This is a genomic window from Lentzea flaviverrucosa, from assembly GCF_003350445.1.
Taxonomy (GTDB): Bacteria; Actinomycetota; Actinomycetes; order Mycobacteriales; family Pseudonocardiaceae; genus Lentzea; species Lentzea californiensis.
Window position 1 is genome coordinate 815950 of sequence record NZ_QQAU01000001.1, and the last position, 25801, is coordinate 841750.

Here is a 25801-nt window from a genome sequence, read left to right on the forward strand (position 1 = left end):
GCTCCCATAGACGCTGCCGCCGCACGAGCCCTCTCGGAGACCACATGGATCGCGACGACGTGCCCTACCTCGACGCCACGCTGCCCACCGCAGAGCGGGTAGCCGACCTGCTGGGCCGCATGACGCTGGCCGAGAAGGTCGGCCAGATGATGCAGCTGGACTCGAGGGAGGACCTGGACGATCACGTGCTGCGCAAGCACGTCGGGTCGATCCTGCACACCTCGCCGGAGCGAGTGCTGCGCGCACAGGACCTCACCACGCGGACGCGGCTGCGCGTCCCTCTGCTGATCGCCGAGGACTGCATCCACGGCCACTCGTTCTACGAGGGCGCCACGATCTTCCCGACGCAGCTGGGCATGGCCGCGAGCTGGGACCCGGAGCTGGTCGAGCAGGTCGCCAGGGTCACCGCCGTCGAGGCCGCCGCGACCGGCGTGCACTGGACGTTCTCGCCGGTCCTGTGCATCTCGCGGGACCTGCGCTGGGGCCGCGTCGACGAGACGTTCGGCGAGGACCCGGTGCTGATCGGGGAGCTCGCGGCGGCGATGGTCCGCGGCTACCAGGGCGACGGCCTGACCGACGAGACGGCGATCCTCGCGACCGCGAAGCACTTCGCCGGGTACTCGGAGACCCAGGGCGGCCGGGACGCCAGCGAGGCCGACCTGTCGCGCCGCAAGCTGCGGTCGTGGTTCCTGCCGCCGTTCGAGCGGGTCGCCCGCGAGGGCTGCGCGACGTTCATGCTCGGCTACCAGTCCACCGACGGCGTGCCGATCACGGTCAACTCGTGGCTGCTCGACGAGGTCCTGCGCGGCGAGTGGGGCTACCAGGGCACGCTCATCACGGACTGGGACAACGTCGGCCGCATGGTCTGGGAGCAGAAGCTGCAGCCCGACTACGCGCACGCCGCCGCTGCCGCCGTGAAGGCCGGCAACGACATGATCATGACGACCCCGCAGTTCTTCGAAGGCGCGCTGCAGGCCGTCGAGGACGGGCTGCTGGCCGAGTCGGACCTCGACCGCGCGGTCACCCGCATCCTGACGCTGAAGTTCGACCTCGGGCTGTTCGAGAACCCGCGCAGGCCCGACGCCGAACGCCAGCGCGTGATGATCAACCACGACGACCACGTGGCGCTGAACCTGCAGGTCGCGCGCCGTTCGCTGGTGCTGCTGCGCAACGAGGGCGTGCTGCCGTTCAGCAAGCCGAAGGGCAAGATCGCGGTCGTCGGCCCTCTCGCCGACGACGCCCAGACCCAGCTCGGCGACTGGGCCGGCTCGTCCGGCCAGGCCGACTGGCTGCCCAACGGCCACCCGCGCGAGATGATCACGACGGTCCTGGACGGCCTGCGTGAGCTCTCGTCGCAGGAGGTCACCTACGCCCGCGGTGCCGACGTCCTCACGCTGGAGCCGGACCCCGAGGGCGACACGTTCCCCGACGGCCAGCCGCGCCCGCCGGTCGTGAAGGCCTGCGCGCCGGACGCGAACCTGATCGCCGAGGCCGTCGCGGCGGCCGAGGGCGCCGACTACGTGGTCGCCGTCGTCGGTGACGTGATCGAACTGGTCGGCGAGGGCCGCTCCACCGCCACGCTCGACCTCATCGGCGGCCAGATCGCGCTGCTCGACGCGCTGGCCGAGACCGGCACGCCGCTGGTCGTGGTGCTGCTCGCGTCGAAGCCGCTGGTCCTGCCCGCGTCCGCGCGCAACGCCGCCGCGCTGCTGTGGGTGGCGAACCCCGGCATGCAGGGTGGCCGCGCGATCGCCGAGGTGCTGCACGGGCTGGTCGAGCCCAGCGGCCGGCTGCCGATCTCGTTCGCGGCGCACGCCGGGCAGCAGCCGACGTACTACAACCAGATCCGCGGCCAGCACGGCACGCGCTACGCCGACCTGACGCAGGAGCCGGCGTTCGTGTTCGGCGAAGGCCTGTCGTACACGACGGTCGAGTACGGCGACCTGCACGTGGAGACGGCGGTGCTGCGTCCGGACGAGACCGTCAAGGCGTGCCTCTCGCTCACGAACACCGGGTCACGGCCTTCTCGCGAGACCGTGCAGGTCTACGTCAGCGACGCCGTCACGTCGGTGAGCTGGGCGGACAAGGAGCTCAAGACGTTCAAGCAGGTCGACGTGGAACCCGGCGAGACCGTGCAGGTCGACGTCGAGCTCCCCGTCTCCGCCTGCACGATCGTCGACGCCGCCGGCAACCGGGTGGTGGAGCCGGGTGAGTTCGTCCTCCTGGTGGGCCCGAGCTCGAAGGAGCTGCGCCGGGCGGAGTTCACCGTAAAGCCGCTGCCTTGAAGGGACCGGGGACGATCGTGAGGTAGCGGGGAGGGATCTCCACCGCCTTCGTGATCGCCTTCTTGACCGCCGGGACCAGGTCCGCGTCGACGAGTGCGACAGCGGGCCTGCCCGGCGGGTCGATCAGCAGGCTCGCGCCGCGTGCGCCGGCGGCCAGTGCGGCCTCGACCACCGCGTCCTGCTCCGGATCCGGGTCCTGAGCGCGGTGGTACGCCGTCAACGCCACGCCGAGATCGTCCGCTTCGCGCACGTACGGCTGTTCCACCTGCGGTTCCGGCCGCCGGATCCGGGTGTCGACGACGAGCAGCCGTTGGCCGGGCAGATCGAGCGCCTCGGCCCGCGCCTCCTCGAACCGCTCGCCCGAGAGGTCCTGGAGCGCCAGTTCCACGGCCGCGCTGAGCGCCTCGCTCGCGGACAGTCCACTCCCCCGCGGCAGGTCGACGCTGCACATCAACGCGGCCCCGCCCCTCGCCCGCACGCCCGCCGCCCAGGCCGGGACGTCGTCGGACGGCACCAGGGCGCGCTCGGTCGGCCGGTTCACCGACACGAGTTCGAGCAGGCCGTCGTCGCGCCGGTCCCCCGCCACGATGGCACCCCACTTGGCAGGCACCTTGATCGCACCGCCGAGCAGGTTCAGGACTCCGGGTGCGTACCAGACGCCTTCCGCGGGCCGTCCGAACGTGCGCCGGAACGCGTGCGGCACCAGCCTGAGCTCCGGCGCGAGCTCAGGCCGATCCGCGATGTCGACCGTCATGCCTGCTGCACCAACGCCTTCTGGGCCAGCAGCCGGTAGGCGTTGCCGTTGCCGGTGCGCGCGGCGAGGAACCGGTTGACCGTCTGGTCCAGCCCCAGCGCGACGAAGAACGCCGGGATGCCGAGTGACCACACCAGGAAGCTGCGGGTCCTGCGCAGCCTGACCTTCCCCGGCCGCCACGGCGCGGGCGTGCGGGGCGCCTTGTCGCCCAGCCACAACAGCAGCGCGAGCGTGAAGTCGTTGCACAGGTGGGCTTTCGCGCGTTCGGTGGCCACCGTCGTCAGGCCGCGGTCGGCGAGGGCGTCCTGCAGGTTGCCGATCGGCATCATGTGCTGGTGCTGCGGCTGGAACCACGGCATCCAGTACTGGCCGAACAGCCTGCCCAGCCGCCACTCGGGGTCCGGCAGCTCGATCAGCAGGTAGCCGCCGTCGGGCAGCACGTCCGCGGCGATGTCGAGCTCCTCCCACGGATCGCGCACGTGCTCCAGGTAGTGGTGCATGCTGATCACGTCGTAACGGCCCTTGAGCTCGCCCGCGAAGTCCTTGAAGCTGCCGCGGTAGGAGTTCTCGATCCGGCCGAGCCTGGCCGCGTCCTCGATGGCCGCGCCCTGGTCGAGCCCGTCGAACCTCGTCTGCGGCAGGACCTCCTTGGCCCCCAGGCAGAAGTGCGCGTGCCCTGATCCGACGTCCAGCCAGCGTTCGGGCTTGGTGAACGGCTCGACCATCCGCGCCCGGCCGTAGTAGGGCTCGGTCTTGCCGGAGAACACCGCTTCCGCCGACGTCTCGCCGAGGCCGTCGTAGAAGTCGCGGTAGTAGAAGCCCAAGCCCTCCTCGGTCAGGCGAGGGTTCTGCCAGACGTGTCCACAGCGGACACACCGGTCCATCGTGAACGTGCCGGGCTTGCGCTGCACCAGGTCCGTCGCGGTGACCCAGCGGCGCAGGTCCGCACTCCCGCACGACGGGCAGTTGTCGCGCGGCGCCTCGTGGAAGTTCCGGTCGCGGTTCTGCTCGTACCAGGGCGCGGCCTGCTCGAGGTGCTCGGCCTGGCGCTTCTCGGCCGTCGACTTCTTGCCGCCGGAGGTCGTGAACCACAGGTAGGGCGTGCGCAGGACGCGCGGCACCCACAGGTCACGCGGCTTCAGCGGCGTGCCGGCGAACACCAGGACCGGGTGCACCGAGTAGGCGGCCAGTGCGGCGAGACCCCACTGCCAGTTCGTGATCAGTGCGGCGACCACGGTCGCGTACCCGATGACCGAGCCCGCGATCCACAGCGACGGCCGCTTCCCGAACCGCCGCAACGTCGCCGCGCGGTACCCGAGGTCGTACGGCCCGGCCTTCAGCCCCGGCGCGACCGCGATGTCGACCCGCGCGTGCACGTGGTCCTTGACCCGCCGCACGTACGCCACGAACTCGGTGGGGTCGTCGGGGTCGACCTCCTCGACGTAGGGCTCGCGCACCAGAACGGCCTGCGACGCGCTGATCCCGCGCGCCCACTGGTCGTCGCGGTACTTGCCGGGATCGACCGCGCCGAGCAGGTCCAGCGCGGCCACGGTGGGCAGGTCGCGCGGGACGAGGTCGACGAGGTCGGCGTCGGACTCCCACGAGCCCTCCGGATGGACTCCGGTGGCGGTGAGGAGCGAGTGCCCGCCCACGCCCTGGGCGAGCACCCGCAGCTTGGACGCGCGGGAACGCAGGCGCAGCACGTCCAGCAGGACGACCACCACGACCAGCACGCTGAGGATCACCCGGCCACCACCTTTTCCAGTAGGTCGGCCGCGGCCGCTGCGCCGCCTGCCGCCGAGAACGATTCGCGCACCAGCCCGGCGGAGGCCGCGTACTCCGGCTCGTCCAGCACGGACGCCAGTGCGCTTCGGATGTCTGCCGCCCGCGCCCGCGAGTAGGTCAGCCGCACGCCGGCGCCGGCCTGCACGACCTGGGCGGCGACGGTCGGCTGGTCGTCGCGGATCGGTGCCACGACCAGTGGCAGCCCGTGCGCGAGCGCTTCGCAGACCGTGTTGTGGCCGCCGTGCGTGACGACGGCGTCCAGGTGCGGCATCAGCGCGAGTTGCGGCACCGACGGCAGCATCAGGACGTTCGCCGGGGCGGGCCTCGGCGGAGCGACCATCACGGCCTGCACGTCGAGTTCCGCGACCGCTTCCAGGGCCTGGCCGAGGAAGCGCTCGCCCGCGGGACCGTTCAGGGTGCCCAGGGAGATCAGCACCCGGCGCCCGCCGGTCAACCGCTCCCAGGGGAAGCCCACCCGTTCCACGCGATGGGTCAGCGCGGGTCCGACGAACGCCACTTCCTCGCCGAACTCCCCCGCCACCAACGCCTTCGAGCTGTAGACCAGCACCAGCCGGTCGGAGAACCTGACATCCCCACCGGCGAACTCGTGCAGCAGGTCGCGCACCCACGCGTCGACCTTCGGCATCGTCCTCAGTGGATTGACCAGCTCGGCGGACGTGCTGGCCGACGTCACCCACGGCAGTCCGGCACCGCGAGCCACCAGCGGTCCCGCCAGGGCCTGCTGGTCGGCGACGACCACGTCCGGGGCGAACACCGTGACGGCGTCCGAGACCCCCGGCACCATCGCGTGCCCCAGCGGGATCAGGAACTCCTCCCAGAAGAACTTGAGCACCGCCATCCCGCGCAACGCGAGCCAGCGCTCCCGTTGCGCGCGGATGCCGGTTTCCAGGTGGTCGTCGATCGCGGCGAACACCAGCGCGTCGTCCGGCAGGAGCGGTTCCAGCGTGCCGGGATGCCCGACCCACGCGACCTCGTGCCCGCGCGCCAGCAACTCGCCGCCCACGGAGGCGGTCGGGTTGACGTGGCCCGTCAGGGGCGGCACGACGAACAGGAACCGGCTCATGACGGCAACCAGTCGAACAGCACGTCGAGCAGTTCGGTCGTGGCCTCGCGGAGGACCGTGTGCCCCAGTCCGGAGACCACGTGCAGCCGGCACGACGGGATGCGCTCGCGCAGTTCGGCGGCGGCCCCGATCAGTTCGGACTCGGCACCGTAGACGCCGAGCACCGGGCACTGGACCTGGGTGAGGTCGAGCTTGGCGCCGGAGCCGAGGTCGTCGATCAGCGTCGTGCCGTTGAGCAACGCGTCGGCGTTCACGGCGAGCTTCGCGATCTTGCGCTGGCCCAGTGCCATCAACTGGTCCTGCGTGCGGTCGAACTCCAGGCCCAGTGCGGCGACGGTCAGCGTGTTCGTGATGTCCTCGAACCACGCGTCGCCCACCACTCCCCCGACGGCCGACTCGACCAGCACGACGCCGCCGACGCGGTCGGGAGCCTGGACGGCCGCGTGCATCGCGACGACACCGCCGTAGCTGTTGCCCAGCAGGTAGACCGGCTCGGTCACGCCGATCCCGTCCAGCACGGCGACGAGGTCCTGCGCGCTCTCCTCCGGCGTGTAGCCGTCGGGCGGCCGCTCGGACAGGCCGTGCCCGCGCAGGTCGAACAGCACGGTGCCGTACCCGGCGTTGGCCAGCGGCGCGGCGAGCGTGTAGTAGAAGCTGGACAGGTTGTCCATGACCAGGCCGTGCACGAACACCACGGTCGGCCGGTTCTGGGTGCCTTCTGGGGGCCCGAGCCGCTGCACGTGGAAGCGCAGCCCTCGGGCGTGGACCTCAGACACGGGCCGTGATGTGGTCGACGAGCCGGCCGACGGACATCGCCATGATCTCGTCGATGTCCATGTCCGCCAGGAAGGCCACGAGGTCGACGCCGTAGTGGGCGTTGAGCTTGTCCGCCAGGGCCACGAACTCGATCGACTCCAGGCCCAGGTCGTCGCTGAACGTGGTGTCGCGGGTGATCTCCACGCCCAGCAGGAAGTCGGGCCCGACCACCTCGGTGATCAGCTTCGCGACCTGCTGCAGCACCTCGTCCATCAGATCTCCGTTCGCACGCGGGCCGCGGCTCGCCCTTGTTCTGACATGACTTCGATCCGTGGCACGGCGAACGCGCCACGCACCTGGCCATCGGCGTTCACGGTCAGCTCCGCCGGGTAGACCGGACCGGCTCCGCGCTCCCACAGCCACGAGCGCACGGCGTCCTTCACCGCGATCACGCGCAGCAGCCAGTCCCGCTGGGCGGGCACGTCGAGGCCGCCGTAGTGCAGTCGCTCGGCGGAGTTCAGGTAGCGGCGCATGATCAGGTCGCGGGTCGCGCTGTCGGCCCAGTTCTCCACCACCCGCACCCACTCACCGTCCTGAGCGGACAGCATCTCGGTGCCGGGCTTGAGCTTGACCTGCCAGATCCGGTCGTCCGTGGTGAACCGGCGGGTGGTCCAGCCGGTGATCCGGCACCACAGCGCGCCGTCCACGGTCAGCTCGGCGTCCGCGACCATCACCTGCGCGGTGACCTCGCGGATCCACGCGGTGCAGCGGACGTCACCGGAGGGCGCCGGTCCGTGGAACGTCACCCGCTCGATGCCGGTCGGCAGCACGGTCTGGTCCTCGGTGCGGCAGACCTGCATCCAGTGGCCGATCAGCTGCCCGGCGCTGTCCAGCAACGCCCCCGGCGCGGGCAACGGAGTCAGCACGCCCGCGATCCCGTCGTCCGCCAGACAGTCGATCTTCGTGACGCCCGCGAACGCCGGTCCGTGGAACATCCAGTTGTCCCGGTACAGCTCGGCGGCGGTCACCGGCGCCTCACGGACGCCTTCGAGCTCCCTGCCGACCGGTTCCGGTGTCTGCGGCGACATCAGCACGATGCCCTCGGCGTAGTCGCCGACCTTCACCAGGACCCGGTCCTGACCTTCCGCGCGGGCGGAGATCTTGACGGTCGTCGCGGGCAGCGCGGTGAGCCAGCGCTTGGCCCTGACCTGCGCGAACCCGTGGACCGTGCCGCCGGTGAGGCGGCGCGCGGCGTCCGCGAACACCTCCAGCAGACCGGTCGCGGGCACGATCGGGAACCCGTCCGCGAGGTCCGGCCAGCCCGGTGCCTGCGGGAACACCGAGTGGTCGGCCAGTTCCGGCATGGTCCGCAGCGAGAACTCGCGGGTGAACCCGGCCTCGTTCGGCCTGAGCGCGCCGACGACCTCACGTGCGACCGCGTTGGTGTGGGCCAGGAGCTTGGTGACGGCGGCGGACATCGGGCTGTCGGCGGCCACCGGCACGGGTTCGGTGCCGAGCGCGTCGAGCGTGATCTTCGGGGTGCCGAGCCGGAGCTTGACCTTGTGCGCGGTGCCGCGCTTGAGTCCGAACGCCCACAACGCCTCCGGCGCGATGTCGGCGTTCACGGCGATGTGCGGCCTGTCGTACAGCGTGTCGCCGACGAAACCGGGCAGGCTGCCCTGCCCGATCTGGACGAACGCGCGGAAACCGGCGCCGTGCAGGCGTTCCAGCAGCGGCCGGAACCGGACGGGCTCGACCAGGTGGCGCAGGACCAGCTCGCGGACCTCGCCGGGGGCCATCGGCTCGAGGGAGTTCGCCGACCACACCGGGATGTCCGAGGCACGCACCGGCAGCTGGTCGAGCATCTCCTTGGCCCGCCCCAGGTACGGGGCGAGCGCCGGGGTGTGGAAGCCGGTGCGGAACGGCATCAGCTGCGCCATCACGCCGTTGGCCTTGAGGGTGACGAGGACCTGTTCGAGGCGGTCCACCGGGCCGCAGATCACCGACTGGTGCGGGCAGTTGTCGTGGCTGATCGTCACGCCGTCGACCAGGTACTGCTCAGCGGTGTCGGCGGAGCAACCCAGTGCGGCGTAGGCGATGTCGACGACCGCGACCGCACCCGGCCCGAGCGCCGAGACGAACTCGTCGATCGTCGGGTAGATGCCGCCGACGACCATCGCGGTCCACTCGCCCATGCTGTGCCCGGCGAGCGCTCCCGGCGTGATGCCGAGCGCCATGAGCTCGCGGGCCTCGCGGCGGCCGTCCTGCAACAACCCGACGGCGTGGTCGACGACCTCGCCGCTGAACTCGCGCTCGAAGCCGGGGAACACGAACGCGACCTGGTCGGTGCCGGTCAGCAGCGGCTGCGGGGAGAACCAGATGTCGTGGCGGCCGGGCCACGCCTTGCCCTGGGCCAGCACCCGTTCGGCGAGCTTGAGCTTGCGGTCGTCCGGGTTGCCGATGGCGAGCCGGAACGCCCTGTCGGCGCTCGAGGTGCGGCGTTGCTTCAACGCGTCGGCGAGCTCTTCCGCGGTGTCGGCGGCGAACGTCATGACGGGCTTGCGCGGCTTTGCGATGGTGTGGCCGTCGAGGACGACGTGGGCGTTGATCCCGCCGAACCCGAACGCGTTCACGACCGCGCGATGCCGTCCGGTCCACTCGCGAGCACTCGTCACGGGTGTGAACCTGGTGCCGGCCAGACTGCTGTGCGGGGTGTCGACGTGCAGGGTCGGCGGAAGCGTGTTGTGGTGCAGCGCGAGCGCGGCCTTGATCAGCCCGGCCATGCCGGCGGCGGGCATCGCGTGGCCGATCATCGACTTGACCGTGCCGATGCCGATCTCGTCGCCCTGCCCGCCGAACGCGTTGATCATCGTCTGCAGCTCGGCGGCGTCCCCGGCGGGCGTGGCGGTGCCGTGCGCCTCGATCAGACCCGGTGACTTCTCGCGGGGATCGAGGCCGGCGCTCGCCCAGGCCCGGTGCACGGCGAGGAGCTGGCCGTCCGGGTTGGGAGTCATCATGCTGGTCGCGCGGCCGTCGCTCGCGCTGCCGATGCCGCGGATCACCGCGTAGACGCGTTCGTCGCCGACGTCCTCCAGCCGTTTCAGCACGACCATGCCGACGCCCTCGGACAGCAGCGTGCCGTCCGCGCTCGCGTCGAACGGCCGGATCCGCTCGGTCGGGCTCAACGCCCGGAGCTGGGTGAACACGCTCCACAGCGTCGGGTGGTGGCAGACGTGGACGGCGCCGGCGAGCATGGCGTCCGCGCGACCCTCCTGGAGTTCGCGGACGGCGTGCTCGACGGCGACCAGCCCGGACGCGCAGGCCGCGTCCACGGTGTACGCGGTGCCCTTGAGGTCGAACCGGTTGGCGATGCGCGACGCCGCCAGGTTCGGCACGAGACCGATCGACGACTCCGGCTGCTCCGGGCCGAGGCGGTCGCGAATGGCCTGGCGGACGGCGTTCAGCTCGGCGCCGGCGAGGTTCGGGAAGAGGTCCCCGACCACCGACACGACCTCGTCGGCGAGCCTGACCCGCTGGTCCAGGCGCGCACAGCCGGGCGTGAGGTAGCCGCCGCGTCCCACGACCACGCCGACGCGGTCCCTGGACGGCAGCATCGACTCACCGCCCGCGTCGGCGATGGCTTCGGCGGCGGTGGCGAGTGCGAGCAGCTGGTCGGGCTCCGCGCCGTCCACTGTGGACGGCATGATGCCGAACCTGGTCGGGTCGAACTCCGCGAGGTCGTCGACGAACCCGCCCCTGCGGCAGTAGAACCTGTCACCGGTCCTGCTGTCCTGGTCGTAGTAGGTGGCCGGGTCCCAGCGGCCGGGCGGGATCTGGCCGATCGCGTCGACGCCGCTGACGATGTTGCGCCAGAACGTCGCCGCGTCCGGGGCACCGGGGAAGACGGCGCCGATCCCGACGATCGCTATGCCTCCCATCGGTAGACCACCTGCACGTCCTGACCGTTCGCGATCTCGTTGAGCAGCGCGTCCACGCCCTGCGCCGGCTCGATCATCGGGATGCCGCGCCGCGCGTACTCACCGGCGAGCCCGGACGCCATGCCCGCACCAGCCCAGGGACCCCAGTCGACGGCGACGACACGGCGTTGCGCGCCCCAGAATCGGGCCATCCGGTCGAGCGCGTCGTTCGCCGCCGAGTAGTCGGCCTGGCCGCGGTTGCCGAACACGCCGCTGACGCTGCCGAACAGCACGAGGAACCCGTCGCCGAACGCCTTGGCGCCGTTCACCTTCGTCGCCCAGACCCGGTCGAACGACTCCTGGGTCTTGGCCTCGATCAGCTTGTCGTCCAGCACACCGGCGCCGTGGACGACGCCGTCGAGCCGGCCGAACCTGGCTTTGACGTCGTCGACCACCCTGCCCACGGCTCCGGCGTCGGTGACGTCGCACTCGTGGTAGCGCACGCTCGACGCCTTGGCACGCAAACGTTCCATGGTCTGACGGACCTCGCGTTCGGCGAGGACCTTGCGCGCCTTGCTCGGCACGTCGTCCTTCTCGCCGAGCTCGAACAGCGCCTTCACGAGCTCGGGCTCGGTGGTCGCGTGGCTGAGCCGGTGGTCCTCGGGCGCGATGGGCGTGCGTCCGATCAGCTCGATGTGGCAACCGGTGCGCTCGGCCAGTCCGGTCGCGGCGAGCGCGGTGATGCCGCGGGCGCCCCCGGTCAGCAACACCACGCTGTCGGCGTCGAGGGCGAGCGGCGCGGCGTCGAGTTCGGTCTCGACCGCCTCGATGACCTGGCGCCGGCCGGCGTGGTAGCCGACGACGGCCGGACCGGGCCCGATCTCGGCGAGCAGCGCGGTGGCGATGTCGCGGTGGCTTTCCTTGGGGTTGACGTCGACCGAGCGGACCACGAGGTCCGGGTACTCGAGCGCGACCGTGCGGATCAGGCCGTGCAGGCCGATGTCCGCCGGCAGTTCGTCGGGCTGGTGGTCGAACCCGAACGTGCCGCCGCCCGTGGTCACCACGACGAGCGCGACCCCGTTCGTCACGCACGCCTTGACCTCGCTGAACGCCTCCGGCAGCCGTGCCTGGAGCCGGATCACGACGTCGACGCCGGTCAGGTCGGCCGGGAAGGACGGTTCGATGCGCGGCTGTGCGGTGTGGCGTTCGAGCAGGTCGGCGAGTTCGAGGCCGATCCCGTTGTCGTCGATGATCAGCACGGTCTTGCCGGTGAGGTCGACGGGGGCCGCGGGTTCCGCGGGCACGACCTGGGGCACGAGCCGCACGAGCCGGCCTCCCGAGGGGGCCGGCAGTGCCAGGGCCGGAGCCGCGGTGAGGGCCGGGGTCTCCCCGAACCACGCGACGATCCCGTCGATCGTCTTCAGCTGCGCCAGCTCGTCGACCTCCCCTGCCGCACCGAGTTCCTGGGCCAGCTCGCCCACGATCTCCGCGCGCTTGATGGAGTCGATCGACAGGTCCGCCTCCAGGTCCAGGCCCGGCTGCAACATCTCGGCCGGGTAGCCCGTGCGGGTGCTGATCGTCCGCAGCACGACCTCCCGGACGTCCTTGCCCACGGCGGCGACCGGGGCAGCGGCGCCGAACCAGCCGACGATGCCCTCGATGGTCTTGAGCTGTGCCAGCTCGTCCACCGACCCGGCGGCACCCAGCTCGGCCACCAGCTCGCCGACGATCTCGGTGCGCTTGATGGAGTCGATCGACAGGTCCGCCTCCAGGTCCAGGCCCGGCTGCAACATCTCGACCGGGTAGCCGGTGCGGTTGCTGATCGTCCGCAGCACCACCGCGCCCACGTCCTCCTGCGGCTTGGCCACCGGCTCCGCGACGACGGCGACCGGCTGCTGGTCGATCACCTGCCGGGGCGCCGGAACCGAGGCGGGCTCGGTGCCGAGGTAGCTCAGCAGGACGTCGCGCTGGGCGCTGACGGCGTCCCGCATCCCGTCCAGGAACTTCTCGATGATCTCGTCCCGCCCGAGCCCCGATCCCACTCGCAGCGTCGGGAACTCCGTCGCGGGCCGCAGCCCGCCGGGCAGTGCCTCACCGTTCGCGTCCCGCACGAGTCCTCCATCCACGTACCAGCCCGGCCTCGGCGGCACGGCCGTGGCCGGTTCGGCCCTGTCCTCGAACAGCGGTGCGGTGTCCACCTCGACACCGGCGACCGCGAGCGTCGCCAAGGTGCGCAGGAACGTCACGTGGTCGTCGCAGCGCAACGCCTGGTGCGGCCGGTCGGCGAGGGTCTTGCCGACCAGTGACGTCAGCACGCCGCCGGGTCCCGCCTCGACGAAGATCCGGGCACCCGCCGCGTACATCGACTCGATCTGGTCCACGAACCGCACCCGGCCCGCGAGCTGTGCGGACAACCCTTCGAGCACGTTCTCGTGCGGCGCCGCGGACACGTTCGACCACACCGGGAACCGCGTCTCGCCCAGGGATATCTCCGCGAGACGGGCCGCGAACCGGTCGCGGGCACCGGCCATCAGCGGGCTGTGGAACGCGGCGCCGACCGGGATGTCCTTCACGGTCAGCCCGGCGGCCCGGAGCACCTCGACCGCACGGGCCACGGCCTCGGTCGGACCCGAGATCACGACCTGCTCGGGTGCGTTGTGGTTGGCCACCACGACATCGGCCGGCAGCAGCGCCTCGACCTCGGCCACCGGGGCGGTCACCGCGGCCATCGTGCCGGGGTCCTCGCCGACCGCCTCCAGCATGGCCTCGGCACGCGCTGAGCTGAGCTCCAGCAACTCGGCGGCACCGAACGCTCCGGCCGCCGACAGCGCGACCAGTTCGCCGTAGCTGTGGCCACCGGCCAGGTCCGGACGGACGCCGACGGAGTCCAGCAGCGACGTGACCATGAGCCCGGCGATGCCGAGCGCGGGCTGGGCGTTGCGGGTGTCGGTGATCTCGGCGCGCTGCCGCGACACGTCCTCGGCGGTGAGCGCGGCCGGCGGGTACATCACCCGCTCGTAGCGCGCGTCGAGGAAGTCCTGCAGGCGTGGGAAAGCGGTGACGAGGTCGAGCAGCATGCCCGGCCGCTGGCTGCCCTGGCCGGGGTACAGGAACGCGACCCGGGGCCGCTCCCCCGTCCGCAACGACACGACGTCCGACGAACGCCAGGCCTCGACGTCCTCCAGCGCCTTGCGCAGCGCCGCGTGATCGCTGACCACGAACGCGGCCTGAACCGTGCCCTCACCACAGGCCGCGGCCAGCGAACGCAACGGCGTTCGCGCGTCGGCCAGCCCGGCGAGGCGGGCGGCTTCCCGTTGTGCGGCAGCCTGGTCGTCACCGCGGACGAGGAACAGCTCGGCGGGCCAGGCGGTCAGGCCGTGCCGGGGTTCGTCGGCTCCGGTGTAGCCCGCGATCACGGTGTGGAAGTTCGTGCCGCCGAACCCGAACGCGCTCACGCCCGCGACCCGGTCCCTGCTCGCCCACGTGCGGTGGCCGAACGCGAACGGGCTGGTCCGCGCGTCCCAGAAAGCGTTGGGCTGCTTGACGTGCAGCGTGCCGGGCCGCACGCCGGTGTGCACCGCCAGGGCGGCCTTGATCACGCCCGCGAGGCCGGCCGCGCACTTGGTGTGGCCGATCTGCGACTTGACCGAGCCGATCGTGCACGTGCCGGGTTCGACGCCGGAGAACATCTCGGTCAGCGACGCGAGCTCGGTGCGGTCGCCCACCACGGTTCCGGTGCCGTGCGCCTCGACCAGTCCGACGGCCGTGACCGGCAGCCCGGCGGAGGCGTAGGCGCGGCGCAGGGCCCGTTGCTGGCCTTCCGGACGCGGCGCGGTCAGGCCCAGCGACCGGCCGTCGCTCGACGCGCCGATGCCCTTGACCACCGCGTAGATGCGGTCACCGTCCCGTTCGGCGTCGGCGAGTCGCTTCAGGACGACGGCGGCCACGCCTTCGCCGAGTGCGATGCCGTCCGCCGCAGAGTCGAACGTGGCGCAGCGGCCCTTGGCGGACAGGGCTTTCACCGACGCGAACATCTGGTAGTCGTGCGCGCTGTTGTGCAGGTCGACCGCACCACAGAGGACCATGTCGCTGGTACCGCCGACGAGTTCCTTGCACGCCACGTCGAGCGCGGCGAGGCTGGACGCGCAGGCCGCGTCGACCGTGTAGTTCGCGCCGCCGAGGTCGAGCCGGTTCGCGACCCGCCCGGCGATCACGTTGCCGAGCACGCCGGGGAACGAGTCCTCGGTCAGCGACGGCAGGTGGTCGTCGAGGCCGCTGATGCCCAGGGCGGGCAACGCGGTGCGGACCGTGTAGGCGTTCGCGAGGTCGGCGCCCGCTTCGGCACCGAAGATCACCGACGTGCGTTCGCGGTCGAACACCCGCGTCGCGTAGCCGGCGTCCTGCAGCGCCCGCGCCGACACTTCGAGCGCCAGCAGCTGGGCGGGTTCGATCGAGGTGAGCGAGGTGGGCGGGATCCCGTACGCCAGTGGGTCGAAGGCCGTGCGCGGGAGGAAACCGCCCCACTTGAACGGGCTGCCGTAGCGCTCGGGCGACCAGCGGTCCGGCGGGATCTCGGTGATGGAGTCGGTGCCCGCCAGGACATTCGCCCAGAACTCCGCGACGTCACGGGCTCCCGGCATGATCGCGGCCATGCCGACGATCGCGACGTCCAGCGGTTCGGCCTCGACGATCTGCGTGCCGGTCTCGGGCAGCACGCCGGACACGATGTCCTCGTGCAGCTCCGCGATGGTGGTGCGTTCGGAGCGCAGTGTCGCGACCTGGCCGATCATGAACATGCCCTCGCGGCGCTGCTCGTCCTCGCCGACCGGCTTGAGGCCGCCGTCCTCGCGCACGAGACCGCGGCTGGCGAGCCGGAGCCGTCCCAGGTTGAGCTGTTCGAGCTTCTCCCAGCTCTCCTGCTTGGACAGTCCGGTCAGTTCGGCGCGCGCCTGCTCGAACGTGTCCACATAGGACGTCTGTGCACAGCGGACGGCGTGGCCCGGTGAGGTCTCCAGCAGCGCGGTGTCCTCGCACTCCAGCGCGACCTCCTGGTACACCGGCTGGATCGCGCCGTGCGACACGGCTTCCTCGGTGAACAGGTAGGCGGTGCCGACGAGAACACCGATCGCCGCTCCCCGTGCCGCGATCGGCGCGGTCATCGCGGAGATCATGGCGGCCGAGCGGGCGTCGTGGATGCCGCCCGCGAACAACGCGACGACGTCCTTCTCACGTCCGCGCAGCACGTCGATCTGCTGCTGCCACAACGTGAAGCTGGTGCGGGGACCGGTGTGCCCGCCGCACTCCGAGCCCTCGAAGACGAACTTGCGCGCGCCCTCGTCGAGGAACCGGCGCAGCAAGGCGGGCGACGGCACGTGCAGGAACGCCTCGATGCCGGCGTCCTCCAGTTCGCGCGCCTGCGCGGGCGTGCCCCCGGCGACGATCGCGTACTTGGGCCGGACGGCCAGCACGGCCTCCATCTGCCGGGCCCGCAGGTCCGCCGGGGCGAAGCCGAGCAGGCCGACGCCCCACGGCCGTTCGCCGAGTTTGGCCGCTGTGTGGTCCAGCAGTGCGCGGACCGCCGGGCCCTCCATCAACGCGAGCGCGAGGAACGGCAGCGCCCCGCCCTCGGCGACGGCCGCGGCGAACGCGGGCTGGTCGCTGACGCGGGTCATCGGGCCCTGCGCGATCGGGTACCGCAGGCCGGGGACGCGGTCGCAGAACGGCCCGCCGGACCGGATGGAGCGGTGCTCACCCGCCAGGGTGAGATTGTCCCTCATCCCCCGTTGAATGGCACCGACCACGCCTCCGACCGTGCCGAACGAGGTACGGTAAGAATCAGCCAGGGAACCTTCCTGACCAATTTCGAGCGCGTTTTGACGAACATGAACGCGTAACCCGTCGTTCACGACGGTGTCGGCGCCGTCCATCATCCGGACCGCGTTGACAATTTCGCCGGAAATATGTTTTCGGACCTCTGCGACGAGTGTGAGCTGGCCTTCCAGCACCACTCCGCGAGCACCTCCGGCGACCGCGGCCGCAGCCGTGTCGGGGCCGATCGACCCGGCCACCCAGACCGGCAGATCGGTCAGCGCGAGCACCTGCTGGAGCAACACGAACGCGGGTGAACCACCCACTCGGCCGCCGGACTCGGCACCCTTCGCGATCAGGCCGGTAGCTCCGAACTCGATCGCCGCAACGGCTTCCGCCACCGAGGTGATCACCGCGAGAACGCGGCGTTCACCCAGCTCAGCGAGGTTCGGAGCATGACGAACAAGATCCACCACAACGGTGTCGACGGTGTCCGGCAAGGGCACCGTCAACGGTCCGTGCAGCCGCACCCCGAAGGCGCGCGGGTGACGCGTGGTGACACGACCGAGGTCGGCGGCGGCGTGGGGCCCGAGGTCGAGCACACCGAGCCCGCCGGCTCGTTCGGCCGCGACCACGAGGGCCGGGTTGGGGGTGCTGAAAGGACTCAGGCACAGCACCCGTTCTCGATCCGACAGCATGTTCACTGCGCTCACTTCCTCACCCTGCAGGGGTGGGGAGAAAGGAATTCAGCTAGGGTTACTACTGACCGGTACGGTTACAGCGCGCTCACCGTACGCACAAACCCGAGGCGCCGTCGAGGGGGCTAGTGAAACTTTCTCATATACGTAACCTGACGAATGGACCCGGATGGCGGGGCCTCTTACTCCGGTTCGCGGATAGCGCGACGTGCTATGGCATCAGCAGCACGGGCTTGATCACCTCGCCCGCCTCCGCGGCCCGCATCGCGTCCCCCACTGCGCCGAACGGGAAGTGCGTGACGAGCTCGTCGAACGGGAACCTGCCCTGCCGGTGCAGGTCGACCAGCGTCGTGATGAGCGCCGTGCTCCGCCCCTCTCCGCCGAGCACGCCGACGACTCGCTTGCCCCACAAAGTGCTGAGGTGGTCCAGTTCGACGCGCGCCCCTGCCGGTGCTCCGCCGATCAGCGCGCACGTCCCGCGCATCCCCACCGAGTCCACGGCCTGACGGCACACCGCCACGGCCCCGGTGCACTCCAGGCTGAAGTCCGCGGGCCCGGAGCAGATCTCGTGCACCGCCGCGACGGGGTCGTCCACGGCGACGTTCACCGTGTCGGTGGCGCCGAACCGCCGGGCGAGCGCGAGCCGGGACTCGTGCCGGTCGACCGCGATGATCCGGGTCGCACCGCTGTTGCGCGCGGCCATGATCGCGGCGAGCCCGACCGTGCCGGCGCCGTAGACGACCAGGGACGAACCGGGGTGCGGCTTCAGCACGTTCAGCACGGCACCCGCGCCGGTGGACAGTCCACACGCCATGGGACCGAGCAGTTCCAGCGGGCCCTCGACGGGCACCAGGCCGCGCCACGGCACGATCGCGTGCGTCGCGAACGACGACTGCCCGAAGAAGTGGCTCGCCAGCGGCGATCCGTCGAGTCCGCGCAACGCGGTCGACCCGTCGTCACGGCCGCCGCCGACCAGCAGGTCTCCCAGCCGGAGGCAGTACCGCGGCTGACCGTCGAGGCAGTTGCGGCATTCGCCGCACCACGGCCAGCCGAGCACGACGTGATCCCCCTCGACCACACCGGACACCCCCGGCCCGACCGCCTCGACGACCCCCGCACCCTCGTGACCGAGCACGCCGGGCAGCGGGAACGGCAGGTCGCCGTGCCGGGTGATCGAGTCCGTGTGGCAGATCCCCGCCGCCACGATCCGGACCAGCACCTCACCGTCCCCCGGTTCGTCGAGGAACACCTCGCGCAGCTCGAACTCGCCGTGCCTCTCCCCCACGACGGCCGCCGTGATCCTCATGCCAGCACCTCCGCGATGTCCGCCCGCACGCTCAGGGCACGCCCGGCCAGATCCGCCGGCACCTCGGCGTGGGCGGTGTTGATCCGCACCAGCCGTGCACCCGGCAGTTCGCGCACCACCGACTCGACCGGGGAGCGGATGACACCGGGCGTGCTGTACCCGGCGCCGATCTCGAGGACGAGCACGCCGTCCTCCAGCCAGTCGCGCAACCGTTGCCCGGCAGGCAGGTAGTGGTCGGGCACGTACTCGGGTCCCTTGTGCACGTTCAGGAACACCGCACCCCCGCAACGCGGGCAGGACGGCACGGCGGTGGCCTCGCCCGTCTCCGCGTCGTAGGTGGCGAGCGCGGCCTCGATGATCGGCCTGCTCGGCCAGGTCTCGCGAGTGCACGGCGTCTCGCACTGGTAGCGGCCGTAGTCGCCCTGCGGCGTCCAGACCCGTTCCTCGTCGAACCCGTTGCGCGCGAACAACCCGTCCACGTTGGACGTCAGCACGAAGTGGTCGCGGGTGCCGACCAGCTCCCGCAGCCGCGTGTACACGGGGTTCGAATCCTCGCCGAACCGGATGTCGTCGACGTGCACGGACCAGTAACCCCACAGCAACCGGGGCGGCAGCGGCAGCCCGATCAACTGGTACCGCGCCCACAACCCTTTCTCGTGCAGCACGGGGAACAGCTCGGCGAACCGTTCGGCGTCCGAGTAGTCGTAGCCCGCCGCCGCGGACAGTCCCGCTCCCGCGGCGATCAGCACGCGGTCGGCCTCGTCCAGCCAGCGTTCCAGCGTCACAGAGACTCCCGGTAGAAAGCTTCGTCCTCGGCTTGGTAGGCCACGAACACCACGCGGTCGAACCGGCCGGGGCGTGCGGCGAGCCAGTCCCGGACCGTGTCGGCGGCGATCCGCGCGGCCGGTCGCTTGGGGAAGCCGAAGATCCCCGTGCTGATGCCGCAGAACGCGACCGTGCGGATCGCCGGCACCTCGGCGGCGAGGTCGAGGCACGCCCGGTACGAGTCGGCGAGCGCCGTTCCGTGGGCGGGCACCAGGTCCCCGCGGACGATCGGCCCGACGGTGTGCAGCACGAACGGCGCGGGCAGGTGGTAGCCGCGGGTGATCTTCGCGGTGCCGGTCGGTTCCGGTGTGCCCTGCAACGCCATGATCCGCCCGCAGCCGCGGCCCGGCGACGGCGTGGATCGCGTTGTCGACGCAGGCGTGGCCGGGCTGGAAGCACCCGAGCATGGCGTCGTTGGCGGCGTTGACGATCGCGTCGGCCGCCAGCCGGGTGATGTCACCGCGCCACACCGCGATCGGCGCGGCCAGCTCCAGCGCGTCGGCGGGCCTCGTGCGCTGCCGTTCGCCGCCGAGCAGGGCATCCAGCACGGCGACGAGCTCGGGGTCGAGCGGCGCGGGCCCGCGGATGGTCAGCAGTGCCCGCAGCAGGCGCCGCCGTTCGCCGCCGTTCTCAGGCATCTGGAACCGGCCGACCCACGGGTCGTCATCGAGCATCCGCAGGGCGAGGGTCGTCAGCAGGTCGAGTTCGCGGGCGGGCGCGGGCGCACTGAGCGGGCGGAAGGGCTCGTCCAGTGCGACCGCGTCCCGGTAGCCGGGGAGGGTGGCGAGCACGTCAGAACAGTCCGTTGGCGTGCGGCAGCGCGGCGGGGATCGGCGTGATGACGTCCCAGTGCTCGACGATCCGGCCGTCCTGGACGCGGAACAGGTCCCAGTAGGCGACCGGCTCTCCGAACTCGCCTTCCGACTGCAGCAACACGAGATCGCCCTCGGCCACGACCTGGTGCACGGTCTTGTAGACGAGGTTCTTGCCTTGCTGAGCCCAGGTCGCGGCAGCGGCACCGAACCCGTCGAGCCCGTCCGCGGCCTCCGGGTTGTGCTGCAGGTAGGTCTCGGTGGAGATGTAGTCGGTCAGCACCGAGTAGTCGGCGTCCTGCAGGATCCGCTGCGCGAACTCCTTGACGAGCGCACGGCTGAACTCGGTGTTCTCCTGTGCGGGCTGTGCGGGACCGTCCGTCTGGGACCGTCCACTCGCGGTGTTCTCGACGACGGGCGTGAGCGCGTCCCAGTGCTCGGCGAGCTTGCCGTCCCGCACCCGGAACAGGTCGAACGCGACCAGCGGCTCCGACCCGAACCCGTGGTAGACACCGTGCAGCGCAACGAGATCACCGTCCGCGATCACCCGCGCCAGTTCGTAGTGGAAGCCCTCCGGCAAGTTGGCGACGAGACCGCGCAGCGCCTCAGGTCCGTCCGCGATGAGCGAGCTGTGCTGGCGGTAGCCCGGCGCCACCCAGCGGTCCACAGCGGACGGGTCCTTGTCGCCGAACAGTTCGCCTGCGGCCTTGAGCACGAGTTCCTTGTTGTCCATGGCTCACACAGTGCTCCGCCGGCCGCGTCCGATCGAGGTAGGATCACGCCTCACCATGGTCAAAAGTGGACAGGTAGCGCAGTTCGGCTTCAGCAACCCCGACCGCGGCCAGCTGGGCCTGGAAGCGCTGGACCTGGGTGTCCTCCGCCGCCGCCTCACCGCGGAAACGCTGACGAAGGTGCACCGCACCGACTTCCACCAGCTGTTCCTGTTCACCGCGGGCACCGGCACCACCATGGTCGATTTCGTGGACCACCCGTGCATCCCCGGCACGTTGCTGCACATCAGCCCAGGCCGAGTACTCCGCCTGCCCGCAGGCTCGGCGGAGGCGCTCATGGTGCTTTTCACCCCCGCGTTTCCGCCGCCGGTCCTCAGCCCGTTCGGCCAGGTGCTGCACACGGTCCCTCCGGCGGAACTGGCGGTCTTCAGCCGAGCCGTGCAGGACCTCCGTCAGGAGTACCGCCGCAACCTGCTGACCAACGAACCGGTCGACCTGCTCCGCCAGCTGCTGGGCGCGCTGCTCCTCCGCATCGCCAGGCTGCCGGGCGACGCCCTGGGGCGCGACCCCCGTTTCGAGCGCTTCCAGCAGGAACTCGAACGCTCCTTCGCCACCACGCGCAACGCCGCCGAGTACGCGGCCAGGATCGGCTGGTCGACGCGCAGCCTCAACCGCATCTGCCTGGCCGCCACCGGCCAGTCCGCGAAGGCGCTGATCGACGCCCGCGTGACCCTGGAGGCCAAACGGCTGCTCGTGCACACCGACCTGTCGTCGGCGGCGATCGGGCACCGGCTGGGGTTCAGCGAGGCCACGAACTTCACGAAGTTCTTCGTGCGGGAGACGGGGTTGTCACCTGGGGCGTTCCGCGAGTAGCTGGGTGAGGGCGTGACGGGCCGGCATCAGTCGTCCCACCCAGGGCACAGCTGGTCGAGCGTCCGGCTGGCAATACCCGCGAGGAACAGGTTGGTCTCGCGGTAATACGGCAAAGCAAGCACAGCAAGGTGCAACGCCCAGCCCGCCGCACGGGCCCAAGCGGCATCGTCGTACTCGCTCATCTCCCGCCGAAAAGCCTTGCGCCCACGTTCATCGAGATACAACCAGGCCGTCATGAGGTCCGCCGCCGGGTCACCGACCCCCGAGCTGCCCCAGTCGATCACACCGGTCAGCTCCCCACCGGCGAAGAGCAGGTTGCCCACGTGCAGGTCGGCGTGCAGCCACCGCCCCGGCCGGTCCCAGCGCGGGGCTTCAAGACCGTCCTCCCAGACACCGACCAGCCTGGGATCACCGCCGACCTGCGCGATGCAGGAGCGAACGGCGTCGTCGTTGTCACGGGCGTCGAGACGCCCACGCCCAGCGGTCCACGGCCGCCCGGCGGCGTCCACCTCGTGCAGCGCCCGGATCAGGGCGGCGAGCCGGAGCGGAGTGTCCTCACGAACCTCCTCGACCGGGGCCATCTCGCCCACCACCCAGCGCACCACCGACCACTGGTACGGGTAACCCAGCGCGGGCTCACCCAGCGCCAACGGTTCCGGCACGGCGACCGGCAGGTACGGCGCGACCAGAGGAACGACGACCGCTTCCTTGGAAGGGTCGTCCCGGGCCCATTCGCGGCGCGGCAGCCGCACGGCCAGGTCGCCGCCCAGCCGGTAGAGGGCGTGGCTGGTGCCGCCGTGCACGAGCTCGGTGACCGGCAGACCGTGCCAGCGCGGGAACTGCGTGCGGATCAGTTCGTCCACAAGGGACACGTCGGTGGCGGTCACGCCGTCGAGCATCGATCAACTCCCCCGGATGAGCCTCCCATGCAACACCGCGTCCAGGGCCGCGGCAACTCGTTTATCCGGCGCGGCGGTCCGCCAGGCGCACCACGTTCGGCGAGCGCTCCACGCGGAACCGGCCGCTCGACGCGACCAGGTAGCCGACGCCTCGGACGGTCTGGATGATCTCCGCGGCGTCGCCCAGCTTCTGTCGTACCCGCCGGACGTGCACGTCCACCGTGCGGCCGCCGCTGTAGTCGTCGTCGACGCCCCACACCGCTGAGAGCAGCTCACGGCGGCGGTGCACCCGGTCGGTGTGGGAGCACAGGTGGAGCAGGAGTTCGAACTCCAGCCGCGTCAGCTCCACGGGCCTGGAGTGCACCAGCACCTGCCGCGTGTCCGGCAGGACCCGGACGTCCACCTCCTCGACCGCGGCCTCGACCGCCGGGACCAGGCCCGCGTCGGTCAGCGCGCCGAGCAGCCGCAGTGCGGTGTCCTCGTCCTCGGTGTCGATGGTGATGCTGAACCTCATGTCGCACCTCCTCAGCTCTTCGGCAGACCCTGCGGGTTGATCTCGGACGTCGGCACGGCCTCGTCGGACAGGCCCCAGCGCTTCAGCACCTCGGCGTACTTGCCGTTGGCGATCAGCTGGTTCAGGGCCTCCTGGACCGGAGTGACGAGACCGCTGTCCTTCTTCGTGGTCGCGGCGATCTTGCCCTGGACGGCGGCGCCGCCGGAGAAGTTGCCGATCACCTCGGTCTGCCCGGACGTCGCCGCGTGGTAGGCCGACGTGGGGTTCGGGCCGAGGTAGGCGTCGATGCGCCCGGACTGCAGTGCCAGGTAGTAGTCCGACGAGTTCTGGAAGTACTTGATGTCCGTGGCCTTCAGACCCGCCGAGACGTTCGCCGCACTCCAGTCGACCAGGATCTTCTCCTGGTTGGTGCCCGACGTCACGGCGATCACCTTGCCCGCCACGTCCTTGGGCTCCTCGACCTTCCAGGTGCCGCCCTTCTTCGCCTCGAACGCCAGCGTGTCCAGACGGTAGGTGGCGAAGTCGTACTTCTCCTTGCGCGCCTCGGTCACCGTGATGTTCGACAGGCCGAGGTCGTACGCGCCGCTGTCCAGGCCCACGAACAGGTTCTCCCACGACGCGACCTCGAGGCGGGGCTTCAGGCCCAGCACGTCGGCGACCAGCGAGGCGATGTCGGTCTCGACGCCGATCACGGTCTTGTCGTCGGTGGCGTAGAACCGCAGGGGTGGTGCTGTGCCGGCGGATCCGCCGATCACCAGCTCTCCCTTCGTTCTGAACTTCTCCGGCACCTTCGCCGCGATCGTGTCGTCCTTCGCCGCGGTGACGCGGTTCTGCTGCGGGCTGAGGTTCACGCTCAGGCCGGAGACCTCGGCGGGCTCCTCGCCACCGGCGGTGCCGCATGCGGCCAGACCGAACGCGAGCACGGCGAGAAGTACTTTGCGCACGACGAACTCCTTCTACAGAACCTTGGACAGGAAAGCGCGGGTGCGCTCGTGAACGGGGTGGTCGAGCACCTCGCCGGGTGATCCCTGCTCGACGATCAGGCCGTCGTCGATGAACACGATCCGGTCGGCCACCTCGCGGGCGAAGCCGATCTCGTGCGTGACGACGACCATCGTGGTGCCGGAACGGGCGAGGTCGCGCAGCACGTCCAGCACCTCGCCGACCAGTTCGGGGTCCAGCGCGGACGTCGGTTCGTCGAACAGCACGACCTTCGGCCGCGTGGCGAGGGCCCGTGCGATGGCGACGCGTTGCTGCTGGCCGCCGGACAGTTGTCGCGGGTAGGCGTCCGCCTTGTCCGCGAGTCCCACGCGCTCCAGGAAGTGGCGTGCGTCGGAGAGCGCCGCCACCTCCGCGACGTTCTCCAGCGCGGTGAGGTGCGGGAACAGGTTGAAGTTCTGGAAGACGAACCCGATGTCCTTGCGCTGCTTGAGGATCTCGCGTTCCTTGAGCTCGTGGAGCTTCCCGCCGCGACGCCGGTAGCCGATGAGCTCGCCGTCGATGGTGATGTACCCGCGATCCACCTTCTCCAGGTGGTTGATGGTGCGCAGCAACGTCGACTTGCCGGAGCCGGACGGCCCGAGCACCACCACGACCTCGCCGGCCGCGACGTCCAGCGACACCCCGCGCAGCACCTCGAGCGGGCCGAAGCTCTTGTGCACGCCCAGAACCTCGATCACCTGCGGTCTCCTCGCGCGAAGTAGCGCTCGACGTAGTGCTGGCCGATCGAGAGCAGGGTGGTCAGGATGATGTACCAGACGGTCGCGACCATCAGCAGCGCCACGACCCGCGCGTTGCGGCCGTAGATGACCTGCACCTGGTAGAAGAGCTCGCCGATCGCCATCACGGAGACGACCGACGTGCCCTTGAACAGGCTGATCACCTCGTTGGCGGCGTTGGGCAGGATCGAGCGCATCGCCTGGGGCAGGATGATCCTGCGGAACTGCCGGAACCTCGGGATGCCCAGTGCGGCCGCCGCCTCCAGCTGCCCGCGGTCCACGGAGATCACGCCGGACCGGACGATCTCCGCCGCGTAGGCCGCCTGGTGCAACGCCAGGCCGAGCACGGCCGCGCCCATCGGGCTGATCAGCGCGATCGTCTCGAAACTCACGAACTCCGGCCCGAACGGCACGCCGAGCGAAAGCCGTTGGTACAGGTAGGAGATGTTGAACCAGAACAGCAGCTGCACGATCAGCGGGATCGACCGGAACGCCCAGACGTAGGTCCAGCCCACCGCGCTCAGGAACGGGCTCTTCGACATCCGCAGCACCGCGACGACGATGCCGAGCGCGAACCCCAGCACGGTGCCGAGCACGGTCAGCACGATGGTCGTGCCGACGGCGGTCAGGACCGACCGGGCGGTGAAGTAGCGGGCGAACGTCGGCCAGTCCCACGCGGGGTTCGTGACCAGGCCGTGCACGAACTGCGCGGCGAGCACCAGCACGAACGCGACGCCGACCCAGCGCCACGGGTGACGGGCGGACACGACCGGCAACGAAGCCAGATCATCGTCCTTTGTGGACACCAAAGTCAGCGTGCCGGAGGTCATGGCGAGTCCTTGCTGCGGCGGGGAACGTGAGACGAGCGGGAGAGGTCAGCTCGTACAGGCGGTGCGACAGCGGGAGGACAGGACCAACGAGGCGGCGCCGTACATCCTGTCCTCCCTTCCCTGCGCTCTTGAGGAGAGCACTCACTCAACGACACCCACGTTAGGTACCGGTGGACCAACCGGGCAAGGACGTCCACGTGCTGAAC

19 protein-coding genes are annotated in these 25801 nt (G+C 70.8%); 3 read left to right on the plus strand and 16 right to left on the minus strand.

What is annotated here, in order from left to right; translation table 11 throughout:
* Positions 1-44: 44 nt before the first annotated feature.
* The gene (locus DFR72_RS03650) at positions 45-2285 is read left to right on the plus strand and encodes an exo-beta-d-1,3/1,6-glucosidase (protein WP_090064043.1); all 2241 of its coding nucleotides are present in this window, start codon (positions 45-47) and stop codon (positions 2283-2285) included.
* On the opposite strand, the gene DFR72_RS03655 is transcribed toward DFR72_RS03650, so the two are convergent.
* From DFR72_RS03655 to DFR72_RS46200, 10 genes are all read right to left on the minus strand, one after another.
* Positions 2263-3039: a hypothetical protein gene (locus DFR72_RS03655; RefSeq protein ID WP_090064042.1), complete on the minus strand. Its 777-nt coding sequence runs from the start codon at positions 3037-3039 to the stop codon at positions 2263-2265. The two genes, DFR72_RS03650 and DFR72_RS03655, sit on opposite strands and share 23 nt — an antisense overlap.
* A complete protein-coding gene (locus DFR72_RS46195) occupies positions 3036-4784 on the minus strand; it encodes a class I SAM-dependent methyltransferase (RefSeq protein ID WP_211335287.1) in 1749 nt (582 codons plus the stop codon). Before DFR72_RS46195 ends, DFR72_RS03655 begins: the two co-directional genes overlap by 4 nt.
* Positions 4781-5908, minus strand: a complete 1128-nt coding sequence (locus tag DFR72_RS03665; RefSeq protein ID WP_090064041.1) for a glycosyltransferase — start codon at positions 5906-5908, stop codon at positions 4781-4783. The genes DFR72_RS46195 and DFR72_RS03665 overlap by 4 nt, the downstream gene beginning before the upstream one ends.
* Positions 5905-6684 carry an alpha/beta fold hydrolase gene (locus tag DFR72_RS03670; protein WP_090064040.1) on the minus strand — a complete coding sequence of 260 codons (780 nt, stop codon included), beginning with the start codon at positions 6682-6684 and terminating at the stop codon, positions 5905-5907. Before DFR72_RS03670 ends, DFR72_RS03665 begins: the two co-directional genes overlap by 4 nt.
* On the minus strand, positions 6677-6937 hold the full coding sequence (locus DFR72_RS03675; RefSeq protein WP_036014077.1) for an acyl carrier protein: 261 nt from the start codon (positions 6935-6937) through the stop codon (positions 6677-6679). The genes DFR72_RS03670 and DFR72_RS03675 overlap by 8 nt, the downstream gene beginning before the upstream one ends.
* The gene (locus tag DFR72_RS03680) at positions 6937-10602 is read right to left on the minus strand and encodes a type I polyketide synthase (protein WP_090064039.1); all 3666 of its coding nucleotides are present in this window, start codon (positions 10600-10602) and stop codon (positions 6937-6939) included. Before DFR72_RS03680 ends, DFR72_RS03675 begins: the two co-directional genes overlap by 1 nt.
* Positions 10590-17102, minus strand: coding sequence for a type I polyketide synthase (locus tag DFR72_RS03685; RefSeq protein ID WP_245982487.1), 6513 nt, complete (start codon positions 17100-17102; stop codon positions 10590-10592). Before DFR72_RS03685 ends, DFR72_RS03680 begins: the two co-directional genes overlap by 13 nt.
* Positions 17103-17298: 196 nt before the next feature.
* Complete coding sequence (locus tag DFR72_RS03690; RefSeq protein ID WP_090064038.1) at positions 17299-18393, minus strand: NAD(P)-dependent alcohol dehydrogenase; 1095 nt, start codon at positions 18391-18393, stop codon at positions 17299-17301.
* Positions 18390-19178: an SIR2 family NAD-dependent protein deacylase gene (locus DFR72_RS03695; protein WP_090064037.1), complete on the minus strand. Its 789-nt coding sequence runs from the start codon at positions 19176-19178 to the stop codon at positions 18390-18392. The genes DFR72_RS03690 and DFR72_RS03695 overlap by 4 nt, the downstream gene beginning before the upstream one ends.
* Positions 19175-19543 (minus strand): macro domain-containing protein, encoded by a 369-nt coding sequence (locus DFR72_RS46200; protein ID WP_211335288.1) that lies wholly within the window; start codon positions 19541-19543, stop codon positions 19175-19177. Before DFR72_RS46200 ends, DFR72_RS03695 begins: the two co-directional genes overlap by 4 nt.
* On the opposite strand from DFR72_RS46200, the gene DFR72_RS46205 reads away from it, so the two are divergent.
* Positions 19542-20057 carry a hypothetical protein gene (locus DFR72_RS46205; RefSeq protein ID WP_211335289.1) on the plus strand — a complete coding sequence of 172 codons (516 nt, stop codon included), beginning with the start codon at positions 19542-19544 and terminating at the stop codon, positions 20055-20057. The two genes, DFR72_RS46200 and DFR72_RS46205, sit on opposite strands and share 2 nt — an antisense overlap.
* Here the strand turns inward: DFR72_RS46205 and DFR72_RS03705 are convergent.
* Positions 20011-20763 (minus strand): nuclear transport factor 2 family protein, encoded by a 753-nt coding sequence (locus DFR72_RS03705; RefSeq protein ID WP_090064036.1) that lies wholly within the window; start codon positions 20761-20763, stop codon positions 20011-20013. The genes DFR72_RS46205 and DFR72_RS03705 overlap by 47 nt on opposite strands.
* 55 nt (positions 20764-20818) lie before the next feature.
* Between DFR72_RS03705 and DFR72_RS03710 the strand changes: the two genes are divergently transcribed.
* Entirely contained in the window at positions 20819-21634 is an 816-nt protein-coding gene (locus tag DFR72_RS03710) for a helix-turn-helix domain-containing protein (RefSeq protein ID WP_090064035.1), read from the plus strand.
* 26 nt (positions 21635-21660) lie between these two features.
* Here DFR72_RS03710 and DFR72_RS03715 read toward each other — a convergent pair whose 3' ends face one another.
* The 5 genes from DFR72_RS03715 to DFR72_RS03735 form a co-directional block, all read right to left on the minus strand.
* On the minus strand, positions 21661-22533 hold the full coding sequence (locus DFR72_RS03715) for an aminoglycoside phosphotransferase family protein (protein ID WP_090064034.1): 873 nt from the start codon (positions 22531-22533) through the stop codon (positions 21661-21663).
* Between the two features lie 61 nt (positions 22534-22594).
* A complete protein-coding gene (locus DFR72_RS47425) occupies positions 22595-23047 on the minus strand; it encodes a winged helix-turn-helix domain-containing protein (protein ID WP_090064033.1) in 453 nt (150 codons plus the stop codon).
* An 11-nt stretch (positions 23048-23058) separates the two neighbouring features.
* A complete protein-coding gene (locus DFR72_RS03725; RefSeq protein ID WP_090064032.1) occupies positions 23059-23991 on the minus strand; it encodes an ABC transporter substrate-binding protein in 933 nt (310 codons plus the stop codon).
* 12 nt (positions 23992-24003) lie between these two features.
* The gene (locus DFR72_RS03730; protein ID WP_090064031.1) at positions 24004-24726 is read right to left on the minus strand and encodes an amino acid ABC transporter ATP-binding protein; all 723 of its coding nucleotides are present in this window, start codon (positions 24724-24726) and stop codon (positions 24004-24006) included.
* Positions 24723-25595 carry an amino acid ABC transporter permease gene (locus tag DFR72_RS03735; protein WP_090064030.1) on the minus strand — a complete coding sequence of 291 codons (873 nt, stop codon included), beginning with the start codon at positions 25593-25595 and terminating at the stop codon, positions 24723-24725. Before DFR72_RS03735 ends, DFR72_RS03730 begins: the two co-directional genes overlap by 4 nt.
* Positions 25596-25801: the final 206 nt, after the last annotated feature.